Annotated in this window: 9 protein-coding genes and 1 pseudogene; 4 read left to right on the top strand and 6 right to left on the bottom strand. The window is 34.9% G+C overall.

Translation table 11 applies throughout. The annotated features are described in order from the left end of the window. Window positions 1–383: 383 nt before the first annotated feature. A complete protein-coding gene (locus CER18_RS08820; protein ID WP_012231219.1) occupies window positions 384–821 on the top strand; it encodes a MucR family transcriptional regulator in 438 nt (145 codons plus the stop codon). Window positions 822–930: 109 nt separating this feature from the next. Here CER18_RS08820 and CER18_RS08815 read toward each other — a convergent pair whose 3' ends face one another. Together CER18_RS08815 and CER18_RS08810 are read right to left on the bottom strand one after the other, a co-directional pair. Then, window positions 931–1,341, bottom strand: coding sequence for a SufE family protein (locus tag CER18_RS08815; RefSeq protein WP_100129627.1), 411 nt, complete (start codon window positions 1,339–1,341; stop codon window positions 931–933). A 91-nt stretch (window positions 1,342–1,432) separates the two neighbouring features. After that, window positions 1,433–1,808 (bottom strand): annotated as a pseudogene (locus tag CER18_RS08810) (DUF5330 domain-containing protein). 1,168 nt (window positions 1,809–2,976) lie between these two features. Here CER18_RS08810 and CER18_RS08805 point away from each other — a divergent pair. Then, entirely contained in the window at window positions 2,977–3,819 is an 843-nt protein-coding gene (locus CER18_RS08805; RefSeq protein ID WP_100129626.1) for a peptidoglycan-binding domain-containing protein, read from the top strand. Between the two features lie 1,723 nt (window positions 3,820–5,542). On the opposite strand, the gene ppdK is transcribed toward CER18_RS08805, so the two are convergent. The 3 genes from ppdK to CER18_RS08790 form a co-directional block, all read right to left on the bottom strand. Further along, entirely contained in the window at window positions 5,543–8,209 is a 2,667-nt protein-coding gene (gene ppdK / locus CER18_RS08800; protein ID WP_100129625.1) for a pyruvate, phosphate dikinase, read from the bottom strand. A 180-nt stretch (window positions 8,210–8,389) separates the two neighbouring features. Beyond that, the gene (locus tag CER18_RS08795) at window positions 8,390–9,046 is read right to left on the bottom strand and encodes a DsbA family protein (protein ID WP_100129624.1); all 657 of its coding nucleotides are present in this window, start codon (window positions 9,044–9,046) and stop codon (window positions 8,390–8,392) included. Between the two features lie 83 nt (window positions 9,047–9,129). Next, the gene (locus tag CER18_RS08790) at window positions 9,130–9,630 is read right to left on the bottom strand and encodes a DUF721 domain-containing protein (RefSeq protein WP_100129623.1); all 501 of its coding nucleotides are present in this window, start codon (window positions 9,628–9,630) and stop codon (window positions 9,130–9,132) included. A 111-nt stretch (window positions 9,631–9,741) separates the two neighbouring features. Here CER18_RS08790 and mutY point away from each other — a divergent pair, with 111 nt between their 5' ends. Further along, window positions 9,742–10,845 carry an A/G-specific adenine glycosylase gene (gene mutY / locus CER18_RS08785; protein WP_100129622.1) on the top strand — a complete coding sequence of 368 codons (1,104 nt, stop codon included), beginning with the start codon at window positions 9,742–9,744 and terminating at the stop codon, window positions 10,843–10,845. Between the two features lie 778 nt (window positions 10,846–11,623). Here mutY and CER18_RS08780 read toward each other — a convergent pair. After that, window positions 11,624–12,712, bottom strand: coding sequence for a site-specific DNA-methyltransferase (locus CER18_RS08780; RefSeq protein WP_432417137.1), 1,089 nt, complete (start codon window positions 12,710–12,712; stop codon window positions 11,624–11,626). A 322-nt stretch (window positions 12,713–13,034) separates the two neighbouring features. Here CER18_RS08780 and CER18_RS08775 point away from each other — a divergent pair, with 322 nt between their 5' ends. Continuing rightward, window positions 13,035–13,730 (top strand): HAD family hydrolase, encoded by a 696-nt coding sequence (locus tag CER18_RS08775; protein WP_100129620.1) that lies wholly within the window; start codon window positions 13,035–13,037, stop codon window positions 13,728–13,730. Window positions 13,731–15,140 lie beyond the last annotated feature (1,410 nt).

Below are 15,140 nucleotides of genomic sequence, written 5' to 3'. Positions count from 1 at the left end.
AAATTATATGTAGTAAAAATAAAATACTGTTTTATATATTTTATTTTTATAATGCGTGATTTTATTTTTAATTTCTCAAAAAAATGAATAAATTTTATCTTATATTTTTTTATATTTATGTTATATTACATGTTATGTATGCTATGTTATAAAATAAACCTATATTTTAGCATGTAAGGATTTCGTTTTTCTTATTGTATATTATGACAAAAAAGGGGTATTTGTTTGTTTTTTTTGTGTTTTGGCAATTTTATAGAATAATTGAATTGACAAAAAAGATTTTTGTACAATATGAAACTCATGTGCATGAGATCTCTATATTATGAGTATATGTACTACATCTCGATTTTGAATTACTCGATTTTGAATTAAAGGAAACAAGAATGGAACATCGTGCAGTCTTAGAGACTGAAAGCAATTTAGTTATTACATTGGTTGCTGATATTGTTGCTGCCTACGTGAGTAATAATTCTATTCGACCGACTGAAGTGCCAAGTTTGATTGCTGATGTCCATGCTGCTTTTCGTAAAGCAGGGAATCTAGAATTAACGGAAGTTGAGGTTGAAAAACAAAGACCTGCCGTTAATCCAAAGCGTTCAGTATTTCCTGATTATCTCATTTGTCTTGAAGATGGGAAGAAATTTAAATCTCTCAAGCGTCATCTCATGACACATTATGGAATGTTGCCAGAGGAATATCGTGAAAAGTGGCAGTTAGATAGTTCTTACCCTATGGTAGCGCCTAATTATGCAAAAACGCGATCAGCTTTAGCCAAAGAAATGGGTCTTGGGCGCAAAAGTAAACGGAAAAAAGCTAAATAATTATATTTTGTGAAAAAATAGTTCCTCTGTATAAATTTATATATAAAGTTGCTTTTTAGAATACACATTTTCTGTAAGTTTTTTTGTGTACGTGATTTTTAGAAAAGGATTATATATAGCTTTCGTTGCGAATTCGTTTGATCATTGATTTCAGTCCGTTGGAGCGTTGTGGTGTAAGATTTTCATTTAAACCAAGTTTTTCAAAGAGATCTTGAGCATCAGAGTTGCGAATTTCAGAAGCCTTTTTGCCCGAATAAAAAGCAAGAAGGATATAAATAAGTCCACGCACAATATGAGCATCGGAATCGCCTTGAAACGTTAATATTGGATCTTCTGAATTATTGCGTGACGATAAAAGCCACACTTGGCTGACACAACCAGGAACTTTGTGGACATCGTTTCGAGCACTTTCCGGAAAAGGCGGCAGTTCATGGCCAAGCTCAATGACATAACGATAACGATCCTCCCAATTATCCAAAAGCGAAAAGTTCTCTATAATATTGTCGATTGTTTCCGCCATTACCTTAGTCCTGTTTCCTTTTTTAATAATCATGATGAATATATTTATTTTCCTAACATAATAAATATGAAGAACATTAAAAATTCTTATTTCAAGATAACATTATATGATTTTGTAAGAATTCCTTTATTTCCATTTTGCGAAAAACATTAGGAAAAATCTTTATATTATTTTTGTTCCCTAATATATGTCCCTAAATATTCATAAGCAGATCTTGCGCCATAATATGCGCGTTCGCCAAGTAAACTAAAAAAGGACTTCCCTACTTTGCAGGTTTCTCTATTACGGTCACAAAATGTTCCTAAGTCATTTAAAGCTTCCTTAAACGCAATAATCACATCGCTCGTTGTTGTCTCATCATTTTTTGAGTTAGAAGAATGATTACTGCTTGGATTTGCTACAAAAAATGAAATAATGACAAAAATAAAAAACAAAAAAAATGATAATTTGATTAAAAAACGTATCATGGGCAATCAATGTACCGCAGTGGTAAATGCAATAAAAGGAGTATTTTACACACTTCTTCTTTATAAAAAATTTATAAAATGAGTTTTTTATAAAATTGAGTATTCATTTATTGAACCTATATTATTGGCTTTTTCATAAATATGATACAATTTCGCTGTATAAAAATAGGATAAATTGTCTATTCGATAAAGAATTAACACCAAAATTATACAAAATATCATATAGTTATAGGATTATTATATACAATGAACTATGATAAAAAATAAAAAACATAAATCATGATCGTGCATAAGGAGTAGGAAGTTTACGCCCCACATTTGTGGCCTTTTATTCCACAAGAAAGTGTAGCGATAAGATAAGGATTAAACAATAGTTCAATTTCTTTTCCGTATTGTGTACATACTTATTTTAGATAATAACGCATCGCTTTAAGCTTAGTTGATAAGGTTAAAGACAGTTCGGCTCTGTTATTCTGACTCTCGTGTCAATATAATATTTTACTTTGTCTATAAAATTTTTACTGATACATTATGAAGATGATCAACATGTCGATAAAAATATTCAAAAAATAGATGCATTCCTTATGTTTCTGTCTCAAGCCAAGTTTTTTTCTATCACATTGTAAACATCAATTTAATTGATACTTATAAAAATTATTGAATATGAATAGAAGGAATTTATGCCAAAATATAACACCATTAAGAGATAATCGTTCTTACCAAACCGTTTACGGATAAGTAACCCTCTATATGTAGATTATAAAAGAATAATGATGATTATCATTAGTTTAGCGTGATAGAAAAATACTCTCAACTTGATTTTAAATAATGGGCAAACATATGCGCCAAAAATGGAAAATAACGTAGCATTATTGTTTAGATGATGAGATGTGATAATGCTCGTTTGAAAACACCAACATAGTCTTGAGTATTAATAATTTGGTGTTTTCTTTAACATATTAAAGGTTTGGTAAAATACGAAACTAATAAAAATTGATAAGAGCTTTTGTTAATTTATCAATTTATAAATGGATATAATGAAACAGCTTATTTTAGGAATTTGAAAGGAAAAAACAATCATATCAATGCAATTCTTTCTAGCTTGAAATAAGAAGTAATTTACATTCGTTTCTTTGTGAACAATAAACGCAACTGAAAATCAAAACTAATGGCAACAAAGCGAAAGACGTCCCGAAAAAAAACTGTAAAACATCGTAAATACCATAGTAGTATTGTTATCACTCTTCTTCTGACAATTTTTTATTTTATTTTTTGGAGTGTAAAAACTCTTTATTTCTATACACGAAAAAATACTTTATTTTTTGTTGGCTCTCTTCTTTTTATCATCAGTTTTTTATGTGTTGCATTTAATGCTTTATTTTCACAAATGACAATACATCAAAATATTTTAACTCAAATGAACTTTTCTTCTGTTCAAAATATAGGAAAAAACTCCAATTTATCTGAAAAAGAAGCAAAATCACAAGAATTCTCTCGTGTAACTTCACTCCATTCTCCAAGTCATCACCACACCAATTCACCTTTCTCCCCTCAATCAACAAGCATACTGGAACAGCAAAAAGAACTCGCAAAACTAGGACTTTATGATGGACCTTTAGATGGACTGGAAGGCCCTAAAATGCGTCGTGCTATCGCTTTATCAAAACAACAAACTACTTACACACGGCAAAACAATGTTTTACCCAATCCCACGACAGATGAAATTGCGATATTAATTAAACAGAACGAAATAGAAATAGCAAATAATACAACAACAAGAAATATAATAAATTCAAAAGAAGCTATTTTAGATCCTTCCGTTGAAGATATTTTACAGGTGCAAAAAGCTTTACGTAATTTTGGTCATGAAGAAGTTATTGTCACAGGAATAGAAGATCAAAAGACGATAGAAGCCTTAAAGCAGTTTGAAAAAATATTTGATCTTCCTGTCACGGGAAAAATTAGCCACACAATTTTAATGAAAATGCGTGAAATTGGTTTATTAAACTAAAGCTAATCATCTATATTATAAAAACAATCTCTTGATTCATAACGATTATTTATTCATTTGCTTGTTTAATACCCCCTGAATACAAAAATATCCCTTCATCGCAAACCCTTTTATCTTAAATGATCAAAATGGTTTTCTTACATATTACAAGCCATATAATTTTTGCTAGCAAGGAGATCTGGACCAGTTACAAAAACAAGAAATCATTGTAAGAGAGCAAACACTTTTGTTTTAAAATTTTCATTGCTTCTGATGATAAAGAAATACGAAATTCTGTTGTCACATCACAGCTTCTTTTCATATTCTTTAGCCCCAAATTATCCATATGTTATTGTCAATTTGATTTTGTGACTATGACGCAAAGGATGTGTCCGCCCCCTGTAAGAATAAGTAGACAAAAACCAGTTGTGTTATGGTTTTGTTTCGCAAAGTATTTTATAAAAAGCCGGCATATTTCTCCAATTCATTACTGAAAAGTTTTGTATTTATGGCATTTTTTCTAAAAAAAACGTATTTTTGTTGTTGTTTGTAGATCAACATTCAATCCTAATGTAACCGCATGTTTAAGATAAAGACTAAGGCGTGCTTTCTCTGCTGTTATAGCTTTTGTATGCCAAATGGGTGCAAACGAAATGCATTTTGTACTCTGTTTGCTTAATCTTTTAAAACAGGAAGAAAGCTTAATTTGGGTAGAATATAAAGTTTTAAGGATAGGAACTTCTCATCTTAACCATTTTCTTTTCATTCAGCTTTACGACTTTTCAAGATATTTAAAGCAGTGCCTTCTTTTATAAATAATGAAGATTATTCCTCACGCTTTTATTTATCACGTGTCTTTTTGAGTTCACGCCCCCTCATATAAAACAGAATGTCCCAAACGGAATACACTTTGCCATTCACGGGGCTTTCTTTAGAAAAGCATCTCTCAAAGTACTCAAGCCCATATCACAACACTGCCCGTGAATAATATAATAGCAGCCCCTCTGTGCACTATCACCTTCACGCTTGGAGAAAGCTTGCACCATTATATCTTGTATCTATCTTCAATGTTGCGACAACTCTTGTCCCTTGGAGCGATTCATAAGAGGCATATCCTTGCTTTAATTTTTAATCTACGTGTTTCACCCCGTCTGTAAAGAGTAAAAAACATAGTTTTAATCGGTTCAATTATAAAAGAAGTTGATATGAAAAGATCTTACGATATGATAGTTGGAGTTCTCATTTAATATGAGAATACAAAATCATTATAATCAATACTTTATATAACTTTGATATTCCTTTACAAGCGTAAAGATGATAGCGTGCAGCGATTTTTAAAACTCTGGGGGTATAATTTCAGGGAGTTTTAAAAATCCCATTCCACAAATGATGACATGAAATGTGTTAAGAAACGTTTCTTCAAAACAACCTATGAGTATGCAAAATAAATGCAGTTGTTTAAAGTATTCTGTTTTGCTTGAGGCATTCCCCCTATTTAAAAAACGCATGAATTAACTGCATAATAGCGCATCACTCTCTATCAAGAGTCTGGTAAATACTGAAAAACCTTTTGTTTTATCTTGCTTATATTTTCTCTTATACAAATCTCAAAAATACACTTTCTCACGTGAGATAAATTATCGTGCATTTTAGAAGTGTTTTCTTTTCTTTAAGGAAGGAAATAAAAGAGTGTACATAAAAATTTATTTCAGTGGTAACTGTACAATAAAAAAATATTAACCTGTTATATCCTTTTTGCTATTGCGGCCTGTGCTGCTGCTAAACGAGCAATTGGAACTCGAAAAGGAGAACATGAAACATAATCTAGGTTATTTTCTTCACATAAAGCAATAGAAGCAGGATCACCTCCATGTTCACCACAAATTCCTAATTTTATTTTTGCGCGCTTTGAGCGCCCACGCTGCGCAGCAATGGTAATCAGTTCTCCGACACCATCGCGATCAATAGATATGAAAGGATCTAGATCTAAAAGACCTTTTTGAAAATAGGTTGCCAGGAAAGGAGCAGCATCATCACGGGAAATTCCAAAAGTGGTTTGTGTCAAATCGTTTGTTCCAAATGAAAAAAATTCCGCCGTTTCAGCAATTTCATCGGCTCGAAGCGCTGCTCTTGGAAGCTCAATCATCGTCCCAACCATATACTGAATAGTGCTTCTCTTTTCTTTCATCACTTCCTCAGCGACATGATCAATACGCGCCTTTACAAAATCGAGCTCAGATTTAAGCGCAATAAGTGGCACCATAATTTCAAGTATGACAGGAGATCCAGATTTTTGGGCAGCTTCTGCTGCTGCTTCAAAAATCGCCCGCGCTTGCATTTCGGCAATTTCAGGATAAGTAATGGCTAAACGGCATCCTCGTAATCCAAGCATAGGGTTAAATTCGTGCAACTGCTGTGCACGTTCAGAAAGCACTTCAGTAGAAACGCCCATAGATTTCGCAACCTCAAGAATTTCTGTATCGGTTTTTGGTAAGAATTCATGCAGTGGCGGATCGAGCAAACGAATGGTCACAGGTAAACCACACATAATTTCAAATAATTCACTAAAATCTGAACGCTGCATTGGCAAAAGCTTATCTAAAGCTTTGCGACGTCCACTTTCATCATGACTTAAAATCATTTCACGCATAGCAACGATACGTTCACCAGAAAAAAACATATGCTCCGTACGGCAAAGACCAATACCCTCAGCGCCAAAAGAGCGCCCCATACGGGCATCAGACGGTGTCTCAGCATTGGCGCGAACTCTTATACGTCGCATCCCATCAGCCCATTCCATTAACTTTGCAAAGTCTCCGCAAAGCTCAGGCTGCAACATCGCAACCTTCCCTTTGAAAATTTCCCCACTTCCACCATCAATCGTTATAATATCACCCTTTTTAAAGCTTTCTCCTGAAGCAAACAGCGTATTTGTATTATAATCAATTCGCACACTGCCTGCACCAGAAATACATGGCTTTCCCATCCCCCGTGCTACAACAGCAGCGTGACTTGTCATACCACCACGTGTTGTTAAAATTCCTTCAGCAGCATGCATACCATGGATATCTTCTGGGCTTGTTTCTACACGAACCAAAATAACTTTGCGCCCTTCTGCTGACGCTGTTTCTGCCTCTTCTGAAGTAAAAACAATTTCACCCGTTGCGGCTCCAGGAGAAGCCGGTAAACCACGTCCTATAACCAAACGTTCCGCTTTGGGATCAAGTGTTGGGTGTAAAAGTTGGTCAAGTGACTTTGCATCAATACGCATCACAGCCTCTTCACGACTTATTAACCCTTCTTCAACCATTTCAATTGCCATCTTGAGAGCCGCACGCGCTGTGCGCTTTCCTGAACGAGTCTGCAGCATCCATAATTTACCTTTTTCAATGGTAAATTCGAGATCTTGCATATCCCGATAATGCTGCTCAAGTTTCTGCGCGATCTGACATAACTTCAAAAAAGCTTCAGGCATAATTTTTTCTAAAGACGGTTTATTGGAACCAGCGATAATACGCGCATTTTCTGTAATATTTTGAGGCGTTCGAATGCCAGCTACAACATCTTCTCCTTGCGCATTAACTAAAAATTCACCATAAAGTTCTTTTTTCCCTGTCGACGGATTGCGTGTAAAAGCAACACCTGTTGCCGAATCTTCTCCCATGTTACCAAAAACCATCGCTTGCACATTAACTGCTGTTCCCCAACTTTCAGGAATGCTATGTAAACGGCGATAAGTAACTGCGCGTGCTGTCATCCAACTTGAAAAAACCGCTCCAATCGCCCCCCATAACTGTTGTTCAGGATCTTGTGGAAAAGGGGTTCCTAATTTTTCTTCAACATAAGCTTTATAAGAAATAATAACATTCTTCCAATCATCTGCTGTCATTTCTGTATCAATAGTGTAACCATTGCGTGCTTTTGCTTCATCAAGAATCTCTTCAAAATATGAATGCTCTAGCCCCAAAACAACGTTAGAATACATTTGGATAAAACGCCGATAACTATCATAAGCAAAACGTTCATTATTGGCTTGTAAAGCTATTGCTTTTACAGTCTCATCATTCATCCCAAGATTCAGAACTGTATCCATCATCCCTGGCATAGAAGCCCGTGCCCCTGAGCGAACCGAAAGCAAAAGTGGTCTTTGTTCATTCCCAAATTCACGTCCTGTTTGTTCAGCAATGCCTCTTAGTGCTTTCTTAACAGATTCTTGTAGCTCTTCTGGATATGATTTGTCATGGGCATAATAAAAATTACAAACTTCTGTTGTCAGAGTAAAGCCGGGCGGTACAGGTAAGCCAAGGTTACTCATTTCTGCCAAATTAGCACCTTTACCTCCAAGAAGATTACGCTCACTTGCACTTCCTTCAGCACGACCATCTCCAAAACTATAAACCCATTTTTTCATTGTACAAATCCTCCCATATCAGCATCAAAACATCATTCAACCTAGACCCATTTAAAAGCAATAATTTGATTTTAAAATCGGCAAAACAAAAAATATCGCTTCATAAATGCATAAGACCAATCCTTCCAAAAGAGAAATGACCACAAATCTCATTTATTCACCTTCTGGGAAGATTAAAATTCAGTTTTTAAGATGACTATCAATCACCGAAAAAAAGTCTTCTACTTTCATGGCACCTTCATATTTATCACCATTGATAAAAAAAGTAGGCGTTGCCGTGACACCAAGTTCTTTACCACGCTCAAAAGACGCATTCACTTCATCTAAAATGGACTGATTTTTCAAACAAGCCGTAAAACTTTCATCTGTAAAACCTGCCATTAAGCTAATTTTTTTCAACGGTGTCAGAGCATCTCTTCCCCAGACCCACTCATTTTGTTTTTGAAATAAAACTTCTATCAAAGGAAAATAGCGATCTTCTGGTGCACACCGTGCTAACATAAAACCTGCTGTTGCCCGAGGATCAAAAGCATAATCACGGAAAATCATTTTCACTTTTCCTGTTTTGATATATTTTTTACGAATTTGAGGAAGGATATCATTATAAAAATGTGCACAATGCGTACATGTCAACGAAGCATACTCAACAATGATAACTGGAGCATCCGCTTCTCCCTCAAAGCGATCCTTTACTTTACCCGATTGAAGAAGCTCAGCCATATTCACCGTTGCAACGGGTTTAACACCGCGCGCTAAAGCAACTGCTACACTGTTTTGTGCAATCATTGTGAAGAGAAAAATTATCCCGAAAAATAAAAAAGAACGATGTTTTACCATAAATAATACTTTTCTGTTGTTATCAAACGAATAGGAATCCAACGCTTTCTCCTATATTAAAGAAAAATATCTAAAATATCTTGCTATTTATTATTTTTTTCCGAGAAAATGCAACAGCCAAGTTTATAAAGTGATTGGCGTAAGCTTTTATCTTCAATTCCTTCAAGCATTTTTTCTACACATTTTTTGTCTTGTTCGCTCAATGTCGGCTTTAGAGGAACGTGATTCATAAAAACCGACGGACTTCTTTGCTCAATCTTGATACGATCAATAGCAATATAACCAAAAAATCCATTAATTCTATGAAGCAATTCCTCTGTTTCATGCATCAATTTTAACGCAGAAAATCCTTCACATGCGATAACAAGTGTTCCTGGCTTAAAAATGTCATCTTGATCCGCGCGACGTTTCCAAATAATTTTAAGGGGCATTGTATGTTCACTAATATCATAGCCCGCAATTTGTGACCAATGCTCTATAAGTGCGACACTAAGCCCTGTCCGTTTGCGTAAAACGGGATCAAGTATTTTCAAAACCGTCTCAGAAAGAGAATAAAAAGCATGTTTTTTGAGTTGTTTTCTCATTTTTAGATCATTATTCAACCGTTTACTCAATTACAATCATTTGTTTCATCTAAAAATTATCGTCTTCCCAATTTATAAAATATCAACAAAAAAACATGGATTACCAAATAAATGCTTTTTTCTTTTGCATTTTACATCTCCCTATGCTTGAAAACAATCATGTATGAAATTTCTTCGCACCTCCTTTCTTGGTACGATCAAAATCACCGACATCTCCCATGGCGGATTACCCCCGAAGAGCAAAAACAAGGTATCCGTCCTGATCCTTATCAAGTTTGGCTTTCTGAAATCATGCTTCAACAAACAACCGTTGAAACGGTTAAGCCCTATTTTAAAAAATTTCTAAAACTTTGGCCTGATCTTTCTTCTTTAGCAAAAGCCTCACAAGAGGATATCATGAAAGCATGGGCTGGACTTGGTTATTATTCACGCGCACGTAATCTTAAAAAATGTGCAAGACAGCTTGTTGAAAACTATGCAGGACAATTTCCACAATCTGTAAAAGCCTTGCAAACTCTCGCGGGTATTGGAGATTATACGTCCGCAGCCATTGCTGCAATTGCTTTTAACCATCCTGTAGCAGTGGTTGATGGTAACGTCGAACGTGTGGTAGCCCGCCTTTTTGCTATAACTTCAATGTTACCAAAAGCAAAAGCTGAAATTAAAGAACAAACACAAAAAATTACAGCTTTAAATCGTCCTGGCGACTTTGCTCAAGCAATGATGGATTTGGGTGCAACAATTTGTACTCCACGCAAACCATCTTGTTATATTTGCCCTCTTCAAAGTTTATGCAAAGCAGAAAAGATGCAACAAGTGGAATCTTTTCCAGTCAAAGCTCCTAAAAAAGAACGCCCTTCAAAAACAGGTATTGCTTTTGTGGTCCTTAATGAAAAGAGACAAATTTATTTGGAAAAACGACAGACGCAAAAACTCCTTAGCGGAATGACCCAAATTCCTAATAATATTGGCATAAATAATGGAAATGGGCTCCAAAATGCACCCTTTACTGCCAATTGGCAATTCAAAGGACAAATTAGCCATGTTTTTACGCACTTTTCTCTAAAACTCGATGTTTACTATACGGACGATATTCATGAAATGAATTGCGAAAATGGTTGGTGGTGCAGCATTCAACATCTTACCGAAGAAGCGCTCCCTACAGTTATGAAAAAAGCCATCGCTATAGCTCTTCCCAATTCTTTCAGATTTTAATAACCTTCCCTATAAAATTTTTGCTCACAGAAACTTGTGCTGTCTCTAGCGATCATTTCTTCCTCTGTAAAAGAAATTTAAGGAAGTGAAGTGATCAATTTTTTCTACAGATAAGAATTAAAAAGGGATAGAAAAACTTAGAAAGCTTAGATTTAAATTTCAGGATTTATCCTCTTTTCACTTAATGAAGAAGCAAACCGGCACCATCACAAACTTTTCCTGTCTCCAATGTTGCATCGCCCTTGGCTCTTGAGACGCTTCATAAGAAGTACTTTTAATCCTTTCTTTAGTAATTTGTACTCCCCTCCCTTATGACTCGCAAGAAAGTGACTTTAATTGATTCAATATAAAACAAGTTAGAAATGAAAAAATCTAACGATATTCAGAGTGCTAATTCAAGTTGAATAATTCCAACTTATCTTTGTAAGTGAATATATTGCAATATTGCACGCACATCCATAGATATACATGCTCCCTCCCCAAAAGCACTTAATTTTGAACTTCTGAATGAATTTTTTAATTCTATCGTTTTCACAAAAACATCTCGATTGATAATTTGATTATTTTGATACTTAAATGAGAGCATAGAATGAAGCTTTTTATTTTAATTTCTTCTACAAGAAACATAAAAACACACGCTTTCGGCTTACAAATAAAACTAGCATGTAGAATCACGCTTCAACAGGCATAAATCGCCCGTATGTCTCTCTCAATTAAGGGCTGCTACACATGAGAGCAACTACACATAGATCCAATAGAATGAATCGATCATCTTAATTCATAAAACACCCGTTTTTAACATTTGTGAACGTATGATCATTCTTAAATGATCTATGGACTTCAACCGTCCATTTTCCTCATAATACCAAAAGGTCCAACCGTTACAACTTTGCGAATCTTGAGCCTTTCTTCCCATTGCGTGAATGGAACCTGCTTCACCACCATGCATAATCGTACCATCAGCTCTAACAATAGCAGATACTTGCTTCTTACGATCATAAAGAACTTCTCCAGGATAGAGTAAACCTGCTTCAAGTAAACTATTGAATGCTACACGTGGTTCTGCTTTTTTTCTATCCAAAATCGCCAATTCTGGTTGCCCTAAAGGTTTAACCGCTGCAATTCTCTCACATGCTGCATCAATGTAATCTTGCTCGCGTTCAATCCCAACAAAATCACGCCCTAAAAGCTTGGCAACAGCACCTGTTGTTCCCGAACCAAAAAATGGATCAAGAATAACATCACCAGGTTTACTAGAAGCCATAATAATACGCGCTAATAACGCTTGTGGTTTTTGTGTTGGATGTAATTTACGCCCTGAATCATCCTTTAAACGTTCAGCTCCCGTGCAGAGAGGAAAAAGCCAATCTGAACGCATTTGCAAATCTTCATTTGCTGCTTTCAATGCATCATAATTAAAGGTATATTTTTTATCTTTTTGATCTCGTACAGCCCAAATAAGCGTCTCATGGGCATTTTGAAAGCGGCGCCCTCGGAAATTAGGCATCGGATTATTTTTGCGCCAAATAATATCATTAAGCATCCAAAAACCTAAATCTTGTAAGGCTGTCCCCACTCGAAAAATATTATGGTAAGATCCGATAACCCAAAGCGTTCCATTGGGTTTTAATACACGACGACATGCAAGCAACCATGCACGGGTAAAAGCATCATAAGCAGCAAAATTCTCAAATTGGTCCCATGCATCATCAACCGCATCAACAAGCGAATGATCTGGGCGGTATAGCACCCCATCCAATTGCAAATTATAGGGGGGATCCGCAAAAATCATATCAACGGAATGTTTTGGCAGTTTTTCTAAAACGGCAACACAATCTCCTTTAAAAATTTTATTGCGCCATGGCATCTGTGAAGGAGTACGAATGAAATCTTTTTGAAGCTGAATAACTGTCATGAAAAACCCAACAAAATTAACTGAATTTGCCCTATAATCAATCAAAATAGTTTATAGGCCCGCATTACCAATCCATATTTACAAAATAGAGTAAACGTATCGTTAAAATTCTGCAAAATTGATATTCGTTTTTATTTTTTTATGTACTGTTCCCATATCTTTTATTTCGTAAAAGAATTAAGAATCATTTTCAAAGCGTATTTTATGAAATAAGGTCCTCTTAATATTGTTTTCATGAAAGTTATCCATCTCGTAACATGTAAAGGAATATCTTATGCCTCAGATAGATCTTATTATTTTTGATTGTGACGGAGTTCTCGTCGACTCTGAATATCTTGCAGCAAAAATTGGATCTCAATTGCTTAAACAAACAGGATATGAAATATCACCTGAAGAATTGAGTGAGCGTTTTGCAGGGCTTGTCTTTCGCGATATTCTTAAACACGTTGAACAGGAAACAGAAAAACCAATCTCTGCTCATCTCATAGATCAGATGACCAATATTTTTCGTACACAAATAAAAACTGAATTACGGGCTATTGATGATGTCAGAGAAGCCGTAGAAATTATTCAAACACGCTATCCCTACTATATCTGCTCTAATGCAAAAAGCGTAGATATAAAAGAGATGCTCACCACTGTTGGTCTCTATGATCTTTTTGAAGGTAAAATATTTTCAGCACCTGAAGTTGGAACAAAAAAAACAAAACCCGCCCCTGACATTTTCCTTTTTGCCGCACAACAATTACAGGTAGAGCCTCAAAACACGATCGTTATAGAAGATTCACTTCATGGTGTCCATGCCGCTATAGCAGCAGGCATGCGTGTCATCGGCTTTACGGGAGGTTCACATAGCTATCTTGGCCATTCTAATGCACTTGCAGAAGCTGGTGCAGAAACAGTTATCGCAAAACATGCCCATTTAGGAGAAGTCTTAGAAGCAATGGCAGTATGGCGCGATTTATTATAAAAAAAACCTCTTGAATATATCGGTTTGTAAATTCTTGTAAGAGGGCATTTTATCCAAATGTCCTCCCCTTCTTGTTTCTTTTCTTTTATAATAACTTCAATAAATGCATGCTTCACAACACGGAGTGATTGCATCTCAATGTGAAGAAGAATATAGCCCCTTCATCCAGAAACCATGAGGCTAACCCTTACACATGCTTTTAAAGAAGTAAAAAAGCTGGGATACGAACGCATAGAAATCTAACTTTCTTGGAAATCCAACCTTCTGGGCAATCACGTCTACCGGTAAGCTGCTTATCTCTCTCTCAAATCCAATATCCTAGTCCCAACATCAGGTGCCCATCTTGATAAATAGACTAGATCTATCAAAAAAAGCATATTATGAGGCCTTGCTCTATAAGATGTGAAAATTGCGATACTAAAACCACATCCCTTCAGCTTATTCAATACATTACCCAATAGGATAAAATTGCATGCTATGTTCGTCTTCCCATAGCAGAACACCTTAAGATTCACGAAATCTATAGAACATAAGAGTTTGTTGAAAACGATAAAAGCACTCTTACTGAGTTACAAAGGCTTAGCAAATCTCGTAAATTTGTCGAAGATTTTTTGACATTGCTGCCTAAACAGTATTTTGATAGCATCGATTGGCATAGCCTCTCTAAAGTTATAAAAGACTAAGAGAATATATCTTTATAACGATATGCACCTTTATAGGAAATATTTCTTACCAAGAAAATGATGATCAATATATTGATTTATAATGATAATTTATTGTTATTCCGATTAAACAAAAAAATGAATATTGTACTCTCATTTCAAGAGCCAAGGATTGTAGCAATATGAAGAACGAACAAAGTGTATGATAGTGTTGCTCCTTTATAAATGTAAAGATGGCGGTGATCTGTGAATTTTATATTATGGAGTTTTATCATTATAATATTCACACACATCGTTGTGAAATAAGCTTTTTAAATGTTTCTTTAAAACAAACATGTAAATATAAAACATATGATAGCTAATCTTTTTAAAAGTAATCCAACTTTAATAAAAACGCCCTTTCTAAAAAAACAAACCCCGCTTTTCAGTTTGGCAAGAAAAAATGTTGAAAAATAACATTATCCAATGTTGATCTTTTGGCACTCATACACTCATAAATGTGAATTGATATTCCCCTATGTACTGCCTTACATCATAGTAATATGCTGTTCACATTGGCGAGAAAAACGTTCAAGATAATACCATTTATCTCTATCCAAATTGAATTCTAATTTATACTATAATATAATTGTACAATTTATTATTAACTATAATATAAAATTATATATAATTAAGAGGTAATAACTTAATATTATTACAGAATACACATTATCTAATAATTACTATTATAATAAACCATATATATAAT

The sequence above is a fragment of the Bartonella tribocorum genome (genome assembly GCF_002777915.1).
In the GTDB taxonomy this organism is placed as follows: domain Bacteria; phylum Pseudomonadota; class Alphaproteobacteria; order Rhizobiales; family Rhizobiaceae; genus Bartonella; species Bartonella tribocorum_A.
The sequence above is the reverse complement of the archived record's forward strand: the minus strand, read 5'-3'. Positions and strand labels throughout refer to the sequence as shown.

Bases quoted from the DNA above. Each gene is read 5' to 3' on its own strand.
- CER18_RS08820 (WP_012231219.1), top strand. From the start codon at position 384: ATGGAACATCGTGCAGTCTTAGAGACTGAAAGCAATTTAGTTATTACA.
- CER18_RS08815 (WP_100129627.1), bottom strand. From the start codon at position 1,341: ATGGCGGAAACAATCGACAATATTATAGAGAACTTTTCGCTTTTGGAT.
- CER18_RS08805 (WP_100129626.1), top strand. From the start codon at position 2,977: ATGGCAACAAAGCGAAAGACGTCCCGAAAAAAAACTGTAAAACATCGT.
- ppdK (WP_100129625.1), bottom strand. From the start codon at position 8,209: ATGAAAAAATGGGTTTATAGTTTTGGAGATGGTCGTGCTGAAGGAAGT.
- CER18_RS08795 (WP_100129624.1), bottom strand. From the start codon at position 9,046: ATGGTAAAACATCGTTCTTTTTTATTTTTCGGGATAATTTTTCTCTTC.
- CER18_RS08790 (WP_100129623.1), bottom strand. From the start codon at position 9,630: ATGAGAAAACAACTCAAAAAACATGCTTTTTATTCTCTTTCTGAGACG.
- mutY (WP_100129622.1), top strand. From the start codon at position 9,742: ATGCTTTTTTCTTTTGCATTTTACATCTCCCTATGCTTGAAAACAATC.
- CER18_RS08780 (WP_432417137.1), bottom strand. From the start codon at position 12,712: ATGCCATGGCGCAATAAAATTTTTAAAGGAGATTGTGTTGCCGTTTTA.
- CER18_RS08775 (WP_100129620.1), top strand. From the start codon at position 13,035: ATGCCTCAGATAGATCTTATTATTTTTGATTGTGACGGAGTTCTCGTC.